Source organism: Brevibacterium sp. W7.2, from assembly GCF_018137945.1.
In the GTDB taxonomy this organism is placed as follows: Bacteria; Actinomycetota; Actinomycetes; order Actinomycetales; family Brevibacteriaceae; genus Brevibacterium; species Brevibacterium sanguinis.
Window position 1 is genome coordinate 25,559 of record NZ_CP073089.1, and the last position, 15,728, is coordinate 41,286.

A 15,728-nucleotide genomic window follows, 5' to 3' on the forward strand; every position below is an offset into this window, starting at 1 on the left:
AGGACTGTGGATGGCCAAGGCTGAGAATCCCACGAACACCAAAGGCAGGACGGCGAAGAATCTGCTCAACTACCCGCGTGCGGGCGTGAGCGGCTGGACGCGCTTCCTGCCGAGTCTTCGCATCCTCGTCGTCGGCGGCCTCAGCGCCGTCATCCTCGGATGCATCGCGTTCGCCATCGGCTATGCGACGACCGACATCCCCGAGCCGAACCTCGAGGCCACCGGGCAGACGTCGACGATCTACTACGCCGACGGCGAGACGCCGATCGGCCACTACAAGATCGAGGACCGCAAGTCGGTGCCGATCGACGAGATCTCCGAGCCGATGCAGAAGGCGGCGATCGCCGCGGAGGACACCTCCTTCTATGAGAACCGCGGCATCTCGGTCAAGGGTCTCTCCCGCGCCGTCGTCGGCGTCGCGACGAACCAGTACGCGGGCGGCGGGTCGACGATCACCCAGCAGTACGTGAAGAACTTCTACCTCACGAACGAGCACTCCCTCGACCGCAAGGTCAAGGAGATGTTCATCGCGCTCAAGATCGACCAGCAGCAGAGCAAGGACGAGATCCTCGCGAACTACCTCAACACGATCTACCTCGGCCGCCGCTCGTACGGCATCGAGGTCGCCAGCCAGAACTACTTCGGCAAGTCGGCGAAGGACCTCGACGTCAGCGAGTCAGCGCTGCTCGCCGCGATGATCCAGCGCCCCGGCGCCGCGGACCCCGCAGAGGATCCGGGTGCCTACGAGGACCGCTTCAACTACGTCATCAAGTCGATGGTCGACGAGGGCTTCATCACCCAGGAGCAGGCCGACCAGGTCGAGATGCCCGAGGTCCAGCCTCCGAGCAAGGAGGACTCCCTGAGCGGCCAGAAGGGCTACATGTGGGAGTACGTCCGCAAGGAGGCGATGGCCAAGCTCAACATCGATGAGTCGCAGCTCGACCGCGGCGGCTACAACATCGTCACGACCTTCGACGAAGACCGGATGAAGGAAGCCGAGAAGGCCATCGAGTCGCTGCCGAGCAACCAGCCGAAGGGACTCCAGGCCGGACTCGTCTCGATCGACCCGAAGACCGGTGGCATCGAGGCGTTCTACGGCGGCAAGAACTACCTCGACCAGGCGTTCAACACCTCGACCCAGGGTCACGCGCAGGCGGGCTCGACGTTCAAGCCGTTCGCTCTCGTGGCCGGCTTCGAGAACGGCGTGCGCCTGTCCGACCGCTATCCCGGCAGCCCGACGACGCTGAACAACGACGGCACGCCGTGGGAGGTCAGCAACTTCGGCAACTCGAGCTACGGTCCGGTGACGCTGCTCAAGGCCACACAGTCCTCGATCAACACCGCGTACGCCGCGCTCAACGTCCAGGTCGGTCCCGACAAGACCGTCGACGTCGCGCAGCGGGCGGGTCTGAGCCCCAACTGCACGAAGGAGCAGATGGCTTCAGGCGATACAGCCAGCTGCACGATCGACCTCACGCCGAACGCCGCGAACGTGCTCGGCACCCCGAGCGTCAAGGTCGTCGACATGGCGACGGCATACGCGACGTTCGCGTCGAACGGCGTCCGCCACGAGACCCACTCGATCGAGTCGATCTCGAAGGACGGCGAAGAGGTCTACAAGGCCGACACCGAGGGCGAGCGGGTCTTCGACAAGGCCGTCGCCGCGGAGACCACCTACGCGCTCAGCCAGGTCGTCAACGGCGGTTCGGGCAGCTACGCGCAGAACCTCGGCCGTCCCGCCGCCGGCAAGACCGGTACGTCGACGTCGAACAAGTCCGCCTGGTTCTCCGGCTACACCCCGCAGCTGGCGACCTCGGTCGTCCTCTACCGTGAGGTCGACGGCAAGTCGGTTCCGATCGGACCCTACGGCGGTCGCGGCGAGGTCACGGGCGGATCGTTCCCGATCCAGGTGTGGACCGACTACATGAAGGCCGCCCTCGAGGGCACCGAGGTCGAGAAGTTCCCGAAGCGCGGAACCCTGCCCGAGGTGAAGAAGCCCGTCAACACGAACGCTCCTCCGGCCCCGCGTCCGCAGCCGAAGGACGACGGTGAGGACACGAAGAAGAAGGCGCCGGTCGACGAACCGACGAAGAAGCCTGCCGACGACGAGAACAAGGACTCGGAGAAGGACAAGGAGAAGGACGCCGATTCGTCGTCCGACTCCAACGAGTCCGCCGACGGGTCGAAGGACAGCGAAGGCTCGAAGGACACCGGAGACACCGGAAACGACACCGGGTCGTCGACCGGCGGCGGTAACCAGGGCAACGAAGACGGCGGTGGCACGAGCACCGGCGGAGGCGGCTCCCGCGACGGCGGAGGCTCCGGTGGCGGTGGAGGCTCCGGTGACGGCGGAGGCGGCGGTTCCGGTGGCGACACCGGCGGCGGCAACGGCTCCAGCGGCGGGAGCGGAAACGGCGGCTCCACTCGCGCGCCGGTCGCACCGGGCGGATGATTCCGCTCGGGGAAGCCGTGACCGGTAACCTCTGAATATGCCTTCGAACCACGCCACCCGGATCGCCGAGCCCCTGCTCGGCGGTCCGGACGGCATTCACCGCGGTGTCGCCTCGGCGGTGTACCGGCGCACTCAGGCCTATGTCCTCGCCGGCGTCCTCGGGGTGACGACGTTCCTCGCGCTCGCCCTCCAGGCGCCGTGCCTGAGCTCGGGCTACCAGCAGCCGAGCGCCGCGGCGAGGATGTGCGCCGGTCCCCTCTCCGCATCGTTCCTCGGTCAGCTCAACCCGCAGGCGGTGGGCCGGGCCGACGGCGGACTCGCCGACCTCTCCGTCATCGACGCCCGCCTCGTCGGTCTCTTCCGGCTCGTCACCGACGACGTCTCCGTGTTCATGACGTTCGTCCTCCTCATCAACGTGTTCGCCGTCGCAGCGAGCGGTGTCGCCCTCCTCATCCTCGCCCGGCAGCGGGCCTGGCTCGTCGCGGTCTTCGCCTCACCGGCGATCCTCTTCACCCTCGGCTCGACGCTCGACCCGCTCGCCCTGGCGCTCAGCCTCTGGGCGGTCGTCCTCGTCGTCGCCCCCGCACCGGTGACACCGCAGCCGTGGCTGGCGGGGATCCTGCTCGGCATCGCCACGTTCATCAACCCGCTCGCCCTCCTCGTCCTCGCCGCCCTCACCCTCTCCGGGCTCCACCCGGCCGGGCGGCTCGCCCCGCGCAGCCCGCTGATGATGATCGCAACCGCGACGATCACCTCGGCGCTCCTCCTCATCGCCGACGGCACCGCGCTCAGCCGGATCGTCCACTGGACGACCGACGCGATCGACGGCGGCTCGTTCGCCTCGATCCTGCTCATGGCCCGCATCGGGAACGCGGAGACGTGGGCGATGGTGTGGATCGTCGTCAGCGGACTCGCGGTCCTCGCCGTCGGCGCGGCGATGGTCGTCGTCGCCCGGCGCGGCATCGATCCCGCGGTGGCCGCGTGCCTGCTCATCGGTTCGGCGCTCGTGTTCGCCCCCGGGCTCATGCCGTGGGATTCGCTGTGGATCCTGCCGTTCCTCGCCCTCGCCGTCTCCCGCTGGTGGGTGCTCATCGCCTGGGCGCTCGTCGAGGCGGTCTTCGCCGTCGCGATCCAGCTCGGCGACATCGCCGCGAGCGAGCCGGACAAAGCCCTCGAACCCTCGTTCATCGCGCTCTTCGCCCTGCTCCGGCTCTTCGTCCTCATCATGGTCATCGTCTTCGCCGGGGAGAACCTCCACCGGCGGCGCATCCGCGGGCGGCTGCGCGACCCTCAGCCGCCTCGGCGCAGCGACGCGAACGATCCCCGGCCGGAGCCCGCGGTCGCCGGGAACGGGGAGCCGCCTCGGCGCGGAGATCAACCGGCAGAGCGTAAGCCAGGGCACGGACCATCGACATGACAGCCTGCGGGGACGTCCCGTAGAATAGTAAGGTCTGTTCTCATTTCGCACACCGGTGCGAAGGCGGAACGGCAACGCATTTACCCTCCTGCCATGGACCGACCATGGCCGCTGAGACCAGAGGAGGTGGGTGACACATGCGTCATTACGAGCTCATGCTCATTCTCGACAACGACCTCGAAGAGCGGACGTTGGCTGACACCGTGAACAACCTGATCAAGGTTGTCCCGGCCGAGAAGGGAACCGTCGACAACGTGGACATCTGGGGACGTCGGCGCTTCGCCTACGAGATCCAGAAGAAGTCCGAGGGCTACTACGTCGTGGTTGATTTCCACGCGGAGCCGGCCACGACCAAGGAACTCGATCGCCAGCTCGGACTCAACGAGTCCGTTCTGCGCACCAAGATCCTCCGCCCGGACGCCAAGTAAGCGTCACGCGACCTCGCTGACAGGAGCATTCAATGGCAGGCGAAACAGTCATCACGGTCGTCGGGAACCTGACAAGCGATCCCGAACTGCGCTTCACACCCAACGGTGCTGCAGTCGCGAACTTCACCGTGGCCTCGACGCCGCGCATCTTCGATCGTCAGTCCAACGAGTTCAAGGACGGGGAGACCCTGTTCCTGCGCTGCTCGGTCTGGCGTGAAATGGGAGAGAACGTCGCCGAATCGCTGCAGCGGGGCACACGGGTCATCGTGCAGGGCCGACTGAAGTCGCGCTCGTTCGAGACCAAGGAAGGCGAGAAGCGCACGGTCATGGAGCTGGACGTCGACGAAGTCGGCCCCAGCCTGCGCCGTGCCACCGCCCAGGTCTCGAAGAACGAACGCGGCGGAGGCGGATTCTCCGGTGGTGGCGGCTACGGCGGCAACCAGCAGGGTGGCGGCCAGCAGGGCGGCTACCAGCAGCAGTCGTCGGGCTGGGGCAACAACCCGCAGCAGGGCAACCAGCAGCAGGGTGGCCAGCGCCAGGGCGGCTACAACCAGGGGAACAACGGTCCGGGCAACGACCCGTGGGCATCATCGAGTCCGCAGAACGACAACGGCGGCTGGGGCAACCCCGGCGCCGACGAACCGCCGTTCTGATCCACGCACAGACATTTCTCACACAGGAGATACTCATGGCAAAGCCAGAGATCCGGAAGCCTATCAAGAAGAAGGCGAATCCGCTCAAAAAGGGCGAAGCGGCGAACATCAACTACAAGGACACCGCAACGCTCCGCAAGTTCATTTCTGACCGTGGCAAGATCCGTGCACGTCGCGTCACCGGCGTGACCGTGCAGGAACAGCGCGTCATCGCGAAGGCCGTGAAGAACGCCCGCGAGATGGCACTCCTGCCCTACTCGAGCTCTGCTCGCTGATCGGAGGAGAACAGACATGCCTAACCGCAAAGTGATTCTCACCCAGGAAGTCGACGGCCTCGGTGCCGCCGGCGACATCGTCGACGTGCGCGCCGGTTACGCGCGCAACCTGCTCGTTCCCCGCGGCTGGGCCACCCCGTGGACCCAGGGTGCGGAGAAGCAGATCGTCGCCCTCCGCAAGGCCCGCCAGGCCAAGCAGATCGCCGATCACGACGAAGCTGTCCGCGTCAAGGAGCAGCTCGAGACGACGAGCGCCCGCATCGAGCTCAAGGCCGGAAAGAACGGTCGCCTCTTCGGCGCCGTCACCCCCGCCCTGGTCGCCGAGGCGCTCCAGACCGCAACCGGACACGACTTCGATCGTCGTCAGGTCGCGCTCACCGGTCATGTCAAGACGCCCGGCAGCTACACCGCTGTCGTGCGCGTCAACGACGACATCACCGCGAACGCCAAGTTCGACGTCATCGGCAAGGCCTGACCGACCGCGGCTGAGTCCGCTGCCGGCGGTCCGCGCTCGCTGTGTGCGGGTCGGACCGCTGGTGTCGGGTGATTCTGCTCCGGGTCAGCTGAGTCCTGACACGACGAGCGCCGGGTGCTCCCGTAAGGGGGCACCCGGCGTTCGCGCATTCACGGGCAGGGAATATTCTCGGGCGATCATGGTTTCAATCTATAACGGGGTGACAAAAAGTAACCCCAGGAGAAAGGAACACCATGACCGACATCGGTCCCGCGAACTTCAACGGCGCTCGTCCCGTCATCGATCCCGAGAATGCCGTCCTGCTCATGATCGACCATCAGAGCGGACTCTTCCAGACGGTCAAGGACATGCCCATGACTACCTTGCGCCGTCATGCGGCCGCGCTGGCGAAGATCGCCTCGCTCGCTGACATCCCGGTCATCACGACCGCCTCGGTGCCGCAGGGCCCCAACGGTCCGCTGATCCCGGAGATCCACGAGAACGCACCCCATGCGCAGTACGTCGGGCGCAAGGGCGAGATCAACGCGTGGGAGAACCCGGACTTCGTCGCGGCCGTCAAGGCCACGGGCAGGAAGCAGCTCATCATCGCCGGCACCATCACCAGTGTGTGCATGGCCTTCCCGGCGATCAGCGCCGTCGCCGACGGCTTCCAGGTCTTCGCGGTCGTCGACACCTCGGGCACCTACTCGAAGATGGCGGAGGAGATCACCCTGGCGCGCATCGTCCAGGCCGGCGTCGTGCCGATCGATGTCGCGGCCGTGGCGTCCGAGCTGCAGCACACGTGGAATCGTGAGGACAGCGGCGAATGGGCACAGGCCTACACGCAGATCTTCCCCGAGTACCAGCTGCTCATCGAAAGCTACGCGAAGGCCCAGGAGGTCGAGCGCACGCAGGAGACTGCTGACTCCATGAAGTGAGGAAGGTGCGATCTGTCGCCCTGAAGCAAGGGTTGGCTCGCTGACGTGAGGGAGCGGCCGGTCGGATGACCAGCCGCTCCGTCATCTTCGGGGTGCTCCGTCGTCGTGAGGTCTGGACCGTCGTGAGGTCTCGACCGTGGACTGGCGCTGAGGGCGCTGAGCCCTCAGGGCTCGTCGGGATCGGCGTCCATCTCCTGCGCCCAGGTGCGGAGGGCATCGAAGGCCGGGCGCAAACGGAGTCCGCGCGGCGTGAGCGCGTAGGTCACGGTGATCGGGGGGCCGGTGTCGACTTGGCGTTCGACGAGTCCGAGGGCTTCGAGCTCGCGCAGCCGTTCGCCGAGGACCTTGTTCGACAGGCCCTCGACGCCGCGCTCCAACTCGCTGAAGCGGGCGGGACCCTGGAGGAGCAGGTCGATGATGAGCCCGCTCCAGCGCTTTCCCAGCACCCTCCACGCACGGTCGGTCGAGGTGCAGAGGTCGGTACCCAGCACATCAGCCATGCGACCAGAATACCAAGGCGGCCGATCGTCGATTCCGGGCCGGTGCGCGGCTGAGTCCGGGGCCGTCACTGCCGTCGGCCCGACGAATTGGCTGGCTGTGAGACGGGTGAGATCCGGCTGTGTTGTGGCAGAGTGTTCTCGTAAGCCGCATTGCCTCAACCGGCATTATCGGACCGTCCCTCTGCGACCTCACTCGAACGGAGCACCCACCGATGAAGCAGTTCCTCATCAGCGCGACGGGTCGTCTCATCGCGTCCATCGTCATCGGCGTCGTCGTGGGCTGGATCGTCGGCGCCTTCACCACCACGGGCGACGGCTTCCTCGTCGGCATCTCCACGGCGACGACGTTCTTCGTGCTCGTCGGGACCGCCGCCCTGTGGCCGATGTCGTCGGAGGAGACGAAGTCGAACGCGAGCCGCGAGGACTTCAACCCCGTCCTCGACGAGGTGGTCATCACGATCGCCCAGCTCTGCGGCCTCGGCGGCATCGTCCTTCTCCAGGTCGTCGGCGGATCGCAGGCCGGCAACTGGGAAGCCGCGATCGCCCTCCTCGGCGTCTTCATGTCGTGGGCCGGCCTGCAGATCCTCTACAGCGCCCGCTACGCCTACATGTACTTCGGGGACGGCACTCCCGGCGGCATCGACTTCAACTCCGACCGCGTGCCCAACTACAAGGACTTCCTCTACTTCGGCTACGCGGTGGGCATGACCTTCGGCGTCACCGACACCTCGGTCTCCGATACGCAGATCCGCGCCGTCGTCCTGCGCCACAGCCTCCTGTCCTACGTCTTCAACGCCGTCATCCTCGCCACGGCGATCAACCTCGTCGTCGGGGTCTTCTCGAACTGAGAGCGCGACCGCGGTCGGCAGGGCTGCGGTGCGGACGCATGGCCGGGGTGCGCACGGCCGGAGCCACGGGGTCGTCGGTTCAGACTGCGCGCGCTGACTGTGGCTGGGCTTCCGGAGGTGGATCCCGCTCGATTTCCGGCTCGATCTCGAGCGGGATCCACCTGGCAAGCAGGGCCAAGGGTTGTGTGTGCCGCCCAGGGGTGTCTCATCGCTCCGGGTAGGTGATGCGGTTGTCAGTGGAAGTCGCGGTCACCGAGGGCTAGGGGAAGCCAGCAAAAGCAGCGCGCGATTGCGCGTCTGCAGATCGGCGGTTCCGACGGCCTCGGCCAGCGCGCGCCGCATTTCACATCGACTTTCCTGCGACATGGTCAGCTGGTCAGAGTGTGTGGAGACCATCGAGAGCCACTCGTGAGCCGCATACCACCGCGGTTCGTCGCAAGTGATCTCGCGGACCTCGAAGTCGTGAGCCTCGAGCCGGGCGACATCTGGATGAGAGGCATCGTCTGGTTCTGGTTCCGGAACGGCACGGGGAAGGAATTGTTCGTAGACGCCGGCAATCTCCGCTGCGCGGCCGTCAACGGGCTCGATTCGATTCCACATCAGGGCGAGTCGACCTTCCGGACGGAGAATCTGTCGGATTTTCGGCAACGCGGTTGCCGGATCCACCCAATGGAACGATTGCCCGAACGTGACAAGATCGAACGTCCTGTCGCCAGCGTCCCAGGACTCGAATGTGGAGACTTCGACCTGGCACCCTTTGCTTCGGGCGACCTCCGCCATCTCGGGGTCGGGTTCGACCGCAGTCACCTCACAACCCGAAGCTGTGAGCTGTGCTGAGAATATTCCAGTGCCTGCTCCGACATCGAGCACACGCGTCGGCCGGACGTCAGCAGGGAATTCGCCGAGCACCTCAGTGAGGAGAGCGCCCGGATACCGCGGACGGACGCGATCATAGGTCTCGGCGACCGAACCGAAGGATTCGGCCCGTGCACGGTTCTCGAAAGGCTCCATCTGCGCATCTTAGCCGCGCGATCAACCCGCAATGCCGGTTCGGACAGCCGCCGCGTTTTGAGTGCGGACGGATTTCCGGAGGTGGATCCCGCTCGATTTCCGGCACGATCTCGAGCGGGATCCACCTCGCAAGCGGGGTCAAGGGTTGTGTGCGGAGGTGCGGGGGTGTCTCACTGCTCCGGGTAGGTGATGCGGACGTCGGCGGAGTCCCCGCGATCATCCGCGGGCATGGATCCGGCGCTGCCACCGGGCTCGCCCTCGATGACGGCACCGGAACTGAGCTCCGCCTCGGCGGTCTGACCGGGACCGAGGACATGGAGAACCTCACGGTCATGCGCGAGCAGATAGTCGGCGATGATGCGCCGATGACAGCGCCACCACACGGCTTCCGAGCACATCACCGCGCACCGCCGCTCATCGCCCCAGTCCAGCAGCACGGCGATGTCGGCGGCGAACTCCGCGCCGAGGGCGTGATCGGCATAGTTGTGGAAGCTGCGGTTCTCCCACCACGCGTTGACCTCAAACGGCACGTCCCGGCTGACGGGTCGCCGCCCGGTGAGACCGTCGAGCCGGCGCAGCTCGATGCCGACCGCGGCCAGCGCATCGCCGAGCACATCCTCGTTGAACTGCGGATTCGCGTTCGACCCGGGCAGCTTGCGGACGTCGACGACCACCTCGGCGCCGGAGTCGCGGAGCAGGTCGATGAACTCCTTCAGGGAGCGGTTCGAATGGCCGATCGTGAGGAAGTCCGGCACCGAGGCGGGCCCGCCGCGGGCGGGCTGGTGGGCGATCTCCCGGTCCGGCTCGTCGGCGGTCATTCGTCGTCGATGAGGCGGAGCGCGCTGCCCTTGTGCGCGGCGATGTGATCGGTCCTGTCGCTCCTGATCTCGTACTGCGGGTCGGCCTCCGAGGCGCGGTGGGTGTGGCCCTTGTAGTCGAAGTCCGAGGTGTGGACCCTGATGATGTGGCCGGAGACCTCGCCGGCCTCGGAGTTCCACCCGACGTGATCGCCGACGGAGAATTCGTGTGCCATGTCGATCTCCTTCAGAAGCCGATGCGCTCAGCCGGGGGGAACCGGGTGCAGACGACGCTTTCGTTGAGCGGGGCCGGCTCGAGGCAACTCGGAACGCCCTCGTCGAAGACGAGGAGGAGCGCTGTGTCCCTCTCGAGGTCGGTCAGTGCTCGGATCATGCCTCCACGGTACTCCGGCCGGCCGCAGCACTCACAGGGGCTGCACGCGGCAGGGCGCGTTCCCAGGCGCAGTCCAGCCGGTCGGCATCGAACCTGCGCCGAGGTTCGCTAAAGTCAGTGCCCAGGGGGTAACAATGACGATCGAGAGAACCGAGCCGGTGCCGCGCTTCGACGGCCCGAACGAACTCACACCCGAGGACCGGGAACGGGCCAGGGGCCTGCGGAAGATGCGCACGCTGGCGCTCTCACTGCTCATCCTCGCGACCCTCATCTTCCTCGCCACGAACCTCTTCACCGATCTGTCCGGCGTCTGGGGATTCGTCGCCCGCGGCGCCGAGGCCGCGATGATCGGCGCGATCGCCGACTGGTTCGCCGTCACCGCCCTCTTCCGGCATCCCCTGGGCCTGCCGATCCCGCACACCGCGATCATCCCCCGGAAGAAGGACGCTCTGGGAGCGAGCCTCTCCGCCTTCGTCGCAGCGAACTTCCTCCACGCCGAGGCGGTGTCGACGAAGATCCGCTCCGCCCACGTCGCACAGCGCGCCGGCGAGTGGCTGAGCAAGGCCGCCAACCGCGACCTCGTCGTCGACCGGGCCGCCGCCGGTCTCGAATACGTCCTCTCCCGCATCGACGACAAGTCGATCGTCGCCCTGACGAAGAACGTCATCCTCCCGCGCCTCATCGCCACCCGGAAGTCTCCGGTGCTCGGCAAGCTGCTGCGCCAGATCGTCCTCGACGGCGCCCACCACAAGCTCGTCGACCTCGTCGTCGCCGAGGCGTACACATGGCTGAGCGACAACCCGCAGGTCATCGACGAGATCGTCCACAACCGCGCCCCGTCGTGGGTGCCCGACTTCGTCAACGAACAGCTCGCGAACCGCCTGCAGCGCGAGATCCTCGGCTGGCTCGTCGACGTCCGCGACAACCCTTACCACAAGGCCCGCCAGGCCCTCGACGCGTGGCTCGTCGACCTCTCCACCGACCTGTCGACCGACACCCCGCTGGCCGACAAGGCCGAGGACATCATCAACGACCTCCTCACCCAGGACGGCGTCGTCGACTCCGTCCTCGAGATCTGGACCTCGCTCAAGCAGCTCCTGCGCGAGGCGATCATCGAACCCGACGGTGAAGTGCGCGGCCGCATCGCCGACCTCATCGGAGAATTCGCCCAGCGCCTCCAGACGGACACGGAGTTCGCTGAGACGATCGACGACCGCGTGGCCACGACCGCCGGCGACCTCGCCGAGAGCTTCGGACCCGAGATCGCCAGCGTCATCTCCGACACCATCGAACGCTGGGACGCGAAGGAGGCCGCCGACCGCATCGAGCTCTACGTCGGCCGCGACCTCCAGTACATCCGCATCAACGGCACCGTCATCGGCGCCCTCGTCGGCATCCTCCTCCACACGGTCATCGTCCTCATACCCGGGTGAGGGGTCACCTCACGCCTCGGCGCGGCCGCCCGTGTCACCGCGCGTCCGCGCCCGGCGCCTGCCGACGTACCCGACGACGAGGACGACGGCGATGCCGACGACGGCCCCGAGCAGCGTCTCGACCCCGCGGTCGATGATGAGCGTCGACCGCGGGATCGGATGCGCGAGCTGCGTCATGAGTAGGATCATCGGTGTGAAGAACGTCAGCGCGAACCCGTAGTTGCGCATCATCAGGTACTCGGTGGGGAACTGCAGGAGGATGACCGGGATCGCCAGCCACAGCGGTGACGGGTCCGGCCAGAGGATGAGCGCGGTGACGATGAGCCCGGAGAACGTCCCGAGCACCCGGTGCACGCCGCGGGCGATGCGGCCCGGCAGCTCCGCGGCGGCCAGGGGCACCGCTGCCGACGCCATCGCCCAGTACGCATGGTCGAGACCGATGAGCACCCCGATGAGACCCGCCGAGGCGACCGCCACCGCATACGTGGCCGCATGCCTGAGCATGGCGAGAGCGTGGGGACCGCGGAACGGGGTGATCATCCGTCGGGACCCCGCCCGCCACGTCCGCGTGCGGAACCATCCGAGGAAGCCCAGGGTGATCGCGAAGGCCGCCGCGAGGACGCTGATCCCGATGGGGATCCACGGCGGTGCGAGCGGTTCGACCGAGGCGCACGCCCCGAGGGCGAAGATGCCGAAGAACGGTCCCCCCGGACGCATCCGCGCGCGGTCGGCGATGATCGACCCGACGGCGGCGAAGAACGCCTCGATCGCGATGAGGGCGAAGACCGGGGTGTCGAGCATCGCGAGCATGACGCCGATGACGACACCCGAGAGCAGCAGCACTGCGGCCTGCAGCTGGTGGATGAGGCGCAGCTGGTGCGCCTCACCGCGACCGTACATCCCGCAGAACGCCCCGAAGACCGCGTAGATGATGAACTGCTCGTACCCGAGGAGAAGGAGGACGAGGGAGGGAATCGCCACGCCGAGACCGACCCTGAGCGGTGCCCGCCGATCGTCGTCGGTGGGTTCGAGACGCAGGGTCCCGCGGATGTACTCGGCGATCCTCTTCATGGCCGTGCAGCGGTCGGCGCGACCACCGCGCCTGCCCGGGTCGTCGGGCCGGCGCCGGGCACGCGGAACCGCGGTCAGTCCTCCTGGTGAATGAGCTGAACGAGATTGCCCACCGTGTCGTTGAGAACCGCGGTGGTGATCGGTCCCATCGACAAGGGCTTCTGTGTGAACTCTACTCCGAGGGCGCTGAGGCGCTGGTATTCGGCCTCGACGTCGTCGACGGCGAACTGGTTGATCGGGATCCCGTCGGCCATGAGCGCTGCCGTGTAGTCCCCGGCCGCCGGATGACCCTTCGGTTCGAGGACGATCTCCACTCCCTCCGGATCCTCGGGCGAGACGACGGTGAGCCACCGCGCGTCTCCGACGGGAACGTCGAACTTCAGCCGGAATCCGAGCTTGTCGGTGTAGAAGTCGAGCGCGCGCGCCTGGTCGTCAACGGGAATGCTGATCCACTGGGCCTTCATGACGGTGTCTCCTTACTCAGGCGGTGCCTGGGGTGATGCGGGTGGGTCGGTGTCCGGTGGTCGGGCGTCTCGCGTCCCGCCGGTCCAGCGATCGAACGCTGTGCGCAGCGGCGCGGGATCGAGTGTGTGGTACTTGTAGCGCCCCTCGCGGCGGGTGACGACGAGACCGGCGGATTCGAGCACCTCGAGGTGTTGGGACACCGCTTGGCGTGAGAGCCCGAGACCATGCCGATTGGCCAGACGCGAGCAGATCTCGAAGAGAGTCTGATCATCGCGTTCGGCGAGTTCGTCGAGGATCGTCCGCCTGGTCGGGTCGGCGATCGCCTTGAAGAGGTCGGCCACACCGACACCATAGGCAAGTACTGACTTGCATGTCAATGGACGCAGGTCACATTCGGTCGCGATTTCCCTCCGCGACTCTCGGGTTTTCCTCGCGCCAGTCGTGGGAGGACTGCATGGCCGCTGGCAGCGGCCTGCGAAAGCATTGAGTCATGACCACAACACACATGCCTGCGATCATCACGGCCTCCTCTGTCACCAAGCACTACAACCAGACCTACGCCCTTGCCGGCGTCGACCTCACGATCGGCCTCGGCGAGTCCCTGGCGATCATGGGACCCTCCGGTTCCGGCAAGACGACCCTGCTCCACTGCCTCGCCGGCATCCTCCGTCCCGACGAGGGCCACATCCGTCTCCTGCCCACCGACCGCAGCGCCGCCGCGGACATCACCTCGCTCAAGGAGGCCGGCCGCACCGCGCTGCGCCGGGAGGTCTTCGGGTTCGTCTTCCAACAGGGTCTGCTCCTGCCCGAGCTCTCCGCCGAGGACAACGTCGCGCTCGCCGCGATGCTCGCCGGAATGAACCGCGCCGAGGCGACGAGGCACGCTCGTGCGTGGCTCCAGCGCCTCGGCCTCGCCGAGCACCTCACCAAGCGCATCGGCCAGCTCTCCGGCGGACAGGCCCAGCGCGTGGCCATCGCCCGCTCGCAGGTCACCCAGCCCGTCGTCACCTTCGCCGACGAGCCGACCGGCGCGCTCGACTCCCGCACCTCGACCGAGGTCCTCTCCGAACTGCTCGCCTCGACGACCGGGCGCGGTTCGACGCTCGTCGTCGTCACCCACGACGAGAACGTCGCCGCCCGCTGCTCCCGCGTCGTCCGCCTCGCCGACGGCCGCATCGTCTCCGACTCCGCCGCGCAGTATGCGGCGAACAACGGGTGAGGCCGATCATGAAGGTCCTCCCACTCGTCCTGTCGAAGCAGACGTTCACGTCCCCGACCGCGCGCCTCGTCGCGATCGCGTTCTTCGCCTGCTCCACCCTCTTCCTCACCGTCGCCGCCGGTGCGTGGGCGTTCAACGACCGCCCCGATGTGCCCCGCTACGCCGAGGTGGTCGACCTCTACCGGATGCTCGCGATCCTCGCCACGGTCTTCCTCGTCGTGCCGGCGATCAGCCTCGGCGTCGCCTCGGCGAAGCTCAGCGCCCGACGCCAGGATGAGCGCCTCTCCACGCTCTCCCTCCTCGGCGCCTCGAAGGGCACCGTCCGGCTCGTCGCGGTCGCCGAACCCTTCATCCCCGCTGCCGCCGGGATCCTCGCCGGCATCGTCGGATACCTCGCTCTCGCCTACCCGCTGAGCCTCATCGTCTTCACCGGCGTGCCGCTGGGCTACTCCGCCCTCCTCATGCCCCTCTGGCTGCTCGCCGGGGTCGTCGCCGCTCTCCTCCTCATCTGCCTCCTCGCCGCACTGGTCGGTCTGCGGAAGGTCATCGTCTCGCCCCTCGGCGTGCGGACGCGGTCGCTCGGGCGGAAGTTCCCCCTCCTGCGCATCATCGCCGTCGTCGTCCTCGCCATCGGCATGGTCGCCGCCCTCGTCTTCTCCCTCCAGGACGGACAGTCGCAGCGCACCGCGATCATCGCGAGCATCCTCACGATCGGCGTCGCCCTCCTCCTCATCAACGTCCTCGGCGTCCTCGTCATGCGGGTCCACGCCTGGATGAGCGGCAAGACGGCGCGGCGCCCGGCCGGCATGCTCTCCGCGGCGATGATCGCCGACGCCCCCGCACAGTACTGGCGGAGGGTCGCCGGGCTCGCCCTCATCACGTTCATCGCCGTCGTCGGCGGCACCGGGGCGGCGATGATGCGCGGCAGCGGCGACGAGATGAGCGCGGCCGAACGCGAGCTCATGGGACCGCTGCAGTACACCGGCGACGACGTCTTCACCGGCCTCATCCTCACCCTGGCGATCGCCTTCGTCCTCATCGTCGTGTCCGCGACGATCAATCAGGCCGCGGACATCCTCGACCGCGCCTCGACCTACCGGGAGCTCCACGCCGCCGGCATGTCACCGGCGATGATGCACGGGGTCACCGTGCGCGCCGTGATGTCCCCGATCGTGCTTGTCACCCTCGTCTCGCTCGTCCTCGGCGGACTTCTCGCGATCGCCATGGCCTCGGCGAACGACCTCGGTGATCCGATGACCATCGCCGTCGTCGCCTCCGTCCTCCTCGGCGGCATCGCGATGGTGTGGCTGGGACTGCAGTTCACCCGTCCGCTCGTCCGGCGCGTCACCGCGGTGACCGCCTGAGGCCCCGCC

Annotated in this window: 19 protein-coding genes; 11 read left to right on the forward strand and 8 right to left on the reverse strand. The window is 67.3% G+C overall.

The genetic code is table 11. The features are described from left to right. The first annotated feature begins 10 nt into the window (after positions 1–10). The 7 genes from J9315_RS00100 (at position 11) to J9315_RS00130 (ending at position 6,617) form a co-directional block, all read left to right on the forward strand. Positions 11–2,452 (forward strand): transglycosylase domain-containing protein, encoded by a 2,442-nt coding sequence (locus J9315_RS00100; RefSeq protein WP_249120968.1) that lies wholly within the window; start codon positions 11–13, stop codon positions 2,450–2,452. 37 nt (positions 2,453–2,489) lie between these two features. Further along, positions 2,490–3,869: a hypothetical protein gene (locus J9315_RS00105; RefSeq protein WP_211978525.1), complete on the forward strand. Its 1,380-nt coding sequence runs from the start codon at positions 2,490–2,492 to the stop codon at positions 3,867–3,869. A gap of 137 nt (positions 3,870–4,006) precedes the next feature. After that, positions 4,007–4,297, forward strand: a complete 291-nt coding sequence (gene rpsF / locus J9315_RS00110; protein WP_137825555.1) for a 30S ribosomal protein S6 — start codon at positions 4,007–4,009, stop codon at positions 4,295–4,297. Positions 4,298–4,329: 32 nt separating this feature from the next. Further along, positions 4,330–4,950: a single-stranded DNA-binding protein gene (locus J9315_RS00115; protein ID WP_137825554.1), complete on the forward strand. Its 621-nt coding sequence runs from the start codon at positions 4,330–4,332 to the stop codon at positions 4,948–4,950. A gap of 35 nt (positions 4,951–4,985) precedes the next feature. Then, a complete protein-coding gene (gene rpsR, locus J9315_RS00120; RefSeq protein ID WP_009376853.1) occupies positions 4,986–5,225 on the forward strand; it encodes a 30S ribosomal protein S18 in 240 nt (79 codons plus the stop codon). A 16-nt stretch (positions 5,226–5,241) separates the two neighbouring features. Beyond that, positions 5,242–5,700 (forward strand): 50S ribosomal protein L9, encoded by a 459-nt coding sequence (gene rplI, locus J9315_RS00125; RefSeq protein WP_137825553.1) that lies wholly within the window; start codon positions 5,242–5,244, stop codon positions 5,698–5,700. A gap of 233 nt (positions 5,701–5,933) precedes the next feature. Further along, a complete protein-coding gene (locus J9315_RS00130; RefSeq protein ID WP_211978526.1) occupies positions 5,934–6,617 on the forward strand; it encodes a hydrolase in 684 nt (227 codons plus the stop codon). A 164-nt stretch (positions 6,618–6,781) separates the two neighbouring features. On the opposite strand, the gene J9315_RS00135 is transcribed toward J9315_RS00130, so the two are convergent. After that, complete coding sequence (locus J9315_RS00135; protein ID WP_198500072.1) at positions 6,782–7,117, reverse strand: helix-turn-helix domain-containing protein; 336 nt, start codon at positions 7,115–7,117, stop codon at positions 6,782–6,784. A gap of 212 nt (positions 7,118–7,329) precedes the next feature. Here J9315_RS00135 and J9315_RS00140 point away from each other — a divergent pair, with 212 nt between their 5' ends. Then, positions 7,330–7,965 carry a DUF1345 domain-containing protein gene (locus J9315_RS00140; RefSeq protein ID WP_211978527.1) on the forward strand — a complete coding sequence of 212 codons (636 nt, stop codon included), beginning with the start codon at positions 7,330–7,332 and terminating at the stop codon, positions 7,963–7,965. A 249-nt stretch (positions 7,966–8,214) separates the two neighbouring features. Here the strand turns inward: J9315_RS00140 and J9315_RS00145 are convergent, their stop codons facing one another. The 4 genes from J9315_RS00145 to J9315_RS00160 form a co-directional block, all read right to left on the reverse strand. Beyond that, positions 8,215–8,976 (reverse strand): class I SAM-dependent methyltransferase, encoded by a 762-nt coding sequence (locus J9315_RS00145; protein ID WP_211978528.1) that lies wholly within the window; start codon positions 8,974–8,976, stop codon positions 8,215–8,217. Between the two features lie 170 nt (positions 8,977–9,146). Then, on the reverse strand, positions 9,147–9,794 hold the full coding sequence (locus J9315_RS00150; protein WP_211978529.1) for a DUF488 domain-containing protein: 648 nt from the start codon (positions 9,792–9,794) through the stop codon (positions 9,147–9,149). Further along, a complete protein-coding gene (locus tag J9315_RS00155) occupies positions 9,791–10,009 on the reverse strand; it encodes a DUF2945 domain-containing protein (protein ID WP_211978530.1) in 219 nt (72 codons plus the stop codon). Before J9315_RS00155 ends, J9315_RS00150 begins: the two co-directional genes overlap by 4 nt. 11 nt (positions 10,010–10,020) lie before the next feature. After that, positions 10,021–10,167, reverse strand: a complete 147-nt coding sequence (locus tag J9315_RS00160; RefSeq protein ID WP_211978531.1) for a hypothetical protein — start codon at positions 10,165–10,167, stop codon at positions 10,021–10,023. Between the two features lie 134 nt (positions 10,168–10,301). Between J9315_RS00160 and J9315_RS00165 the strand changes: the two genes are divergently transcribed. Further along, a complete protein-coding gene (locus tag J9315_RS00165; protein ID WP_211978532.1) occupies positions 10,302–11,600 on the forward strand; it encodes a DUF445 domain-containing protein in 1,299 nt (432 codons plus the stop codon). 9 nt (positions 11,601–11,609) lie between these two features. Here J9315_RS00165 and J9315_RS00170 read toward each other — a convergent pair whose 3' ends face one another. The 3 genes from J9315_RS00170 to J9315_RS00180 all read right to left on the reverse strand — a co-directional run bounded on the left by J9315_RS00170 (position 11,610) and on the right by J9315_RS00180 (position 13,477). Further along, positions 11,610–12,671 carry an FUSC family protein gene (locus J9315_RS00170; RefSeq protein ID WP_211978533.1) on the reverse strand — a complete coding sequence of 354 codons (1,062 nt, stop codon included), beginning with the start codon at positions 12,669–12,671 and terminating at the stop codon, positions 11,610–11,612. Between the two features lie 74 nt (positions 12,672–12,745). Then, positions 12,746–13,135 (reverse strand): VOC family protein, encoded by a 390-nt coding sequence (locus tag J9315_RS00175; protein WP_211978534.1) that lies wholly within the window; start codon positions 13,133–13,135, stop codon positions 12,746–12,748. 12 nt (positions 13,136–13,147) lie between these two features. Next, positions 13,148–13,477: a metalloregulator ArsR/SmtB family transcription factor gene (locus J9315_RS00180; RefSeq protein ID WP_211978535.1), complete on the reverse strand. Its 330-nt coding sequence runs from the start codon at positions 13,475–13,477 to the stop codon at positions 13,148–13,150. A gap of 149 nt (positions 13,478–13,626) precedes the next feature. Between J9315_RS00180 and J9315_RS00185 the strand changes: the two genes are divergently transcribed. Both J9315_RS00185 and J9315_RS00190 read left to right on the forward strand, forming a co-directional pair. Continuing rightward, positions 13,627–14,355 carry an ABC transporter ATP-binding protein gene (locus tag J9315_RS00185; protein ID WP_211978536.1) on the forward strand — a complete coding sequence of 243 codons (729 nt, stop codon included), beginning with the start codon at positions 13,627–13,629 and terminating at the stop codon, positions 14,353–14,355. An 8-nt stretch (positions 14,356–14,363) separates the two neighbouring features. After that, the gene (locus J9315_RS00190) at positions 14,364–15,719 is read left to right on the forward strand and encodes an FtsX-like permease family protein (protein WP_249120969.1); all 1,356 of its coding nucleotides are present in this window, start codon (positions 14,364–14,366) and stop codon (positions 15,717–15,719) included. The last annotated feature ends 9 nt before the right edge of the window (positions 15,720–15,728 follow it).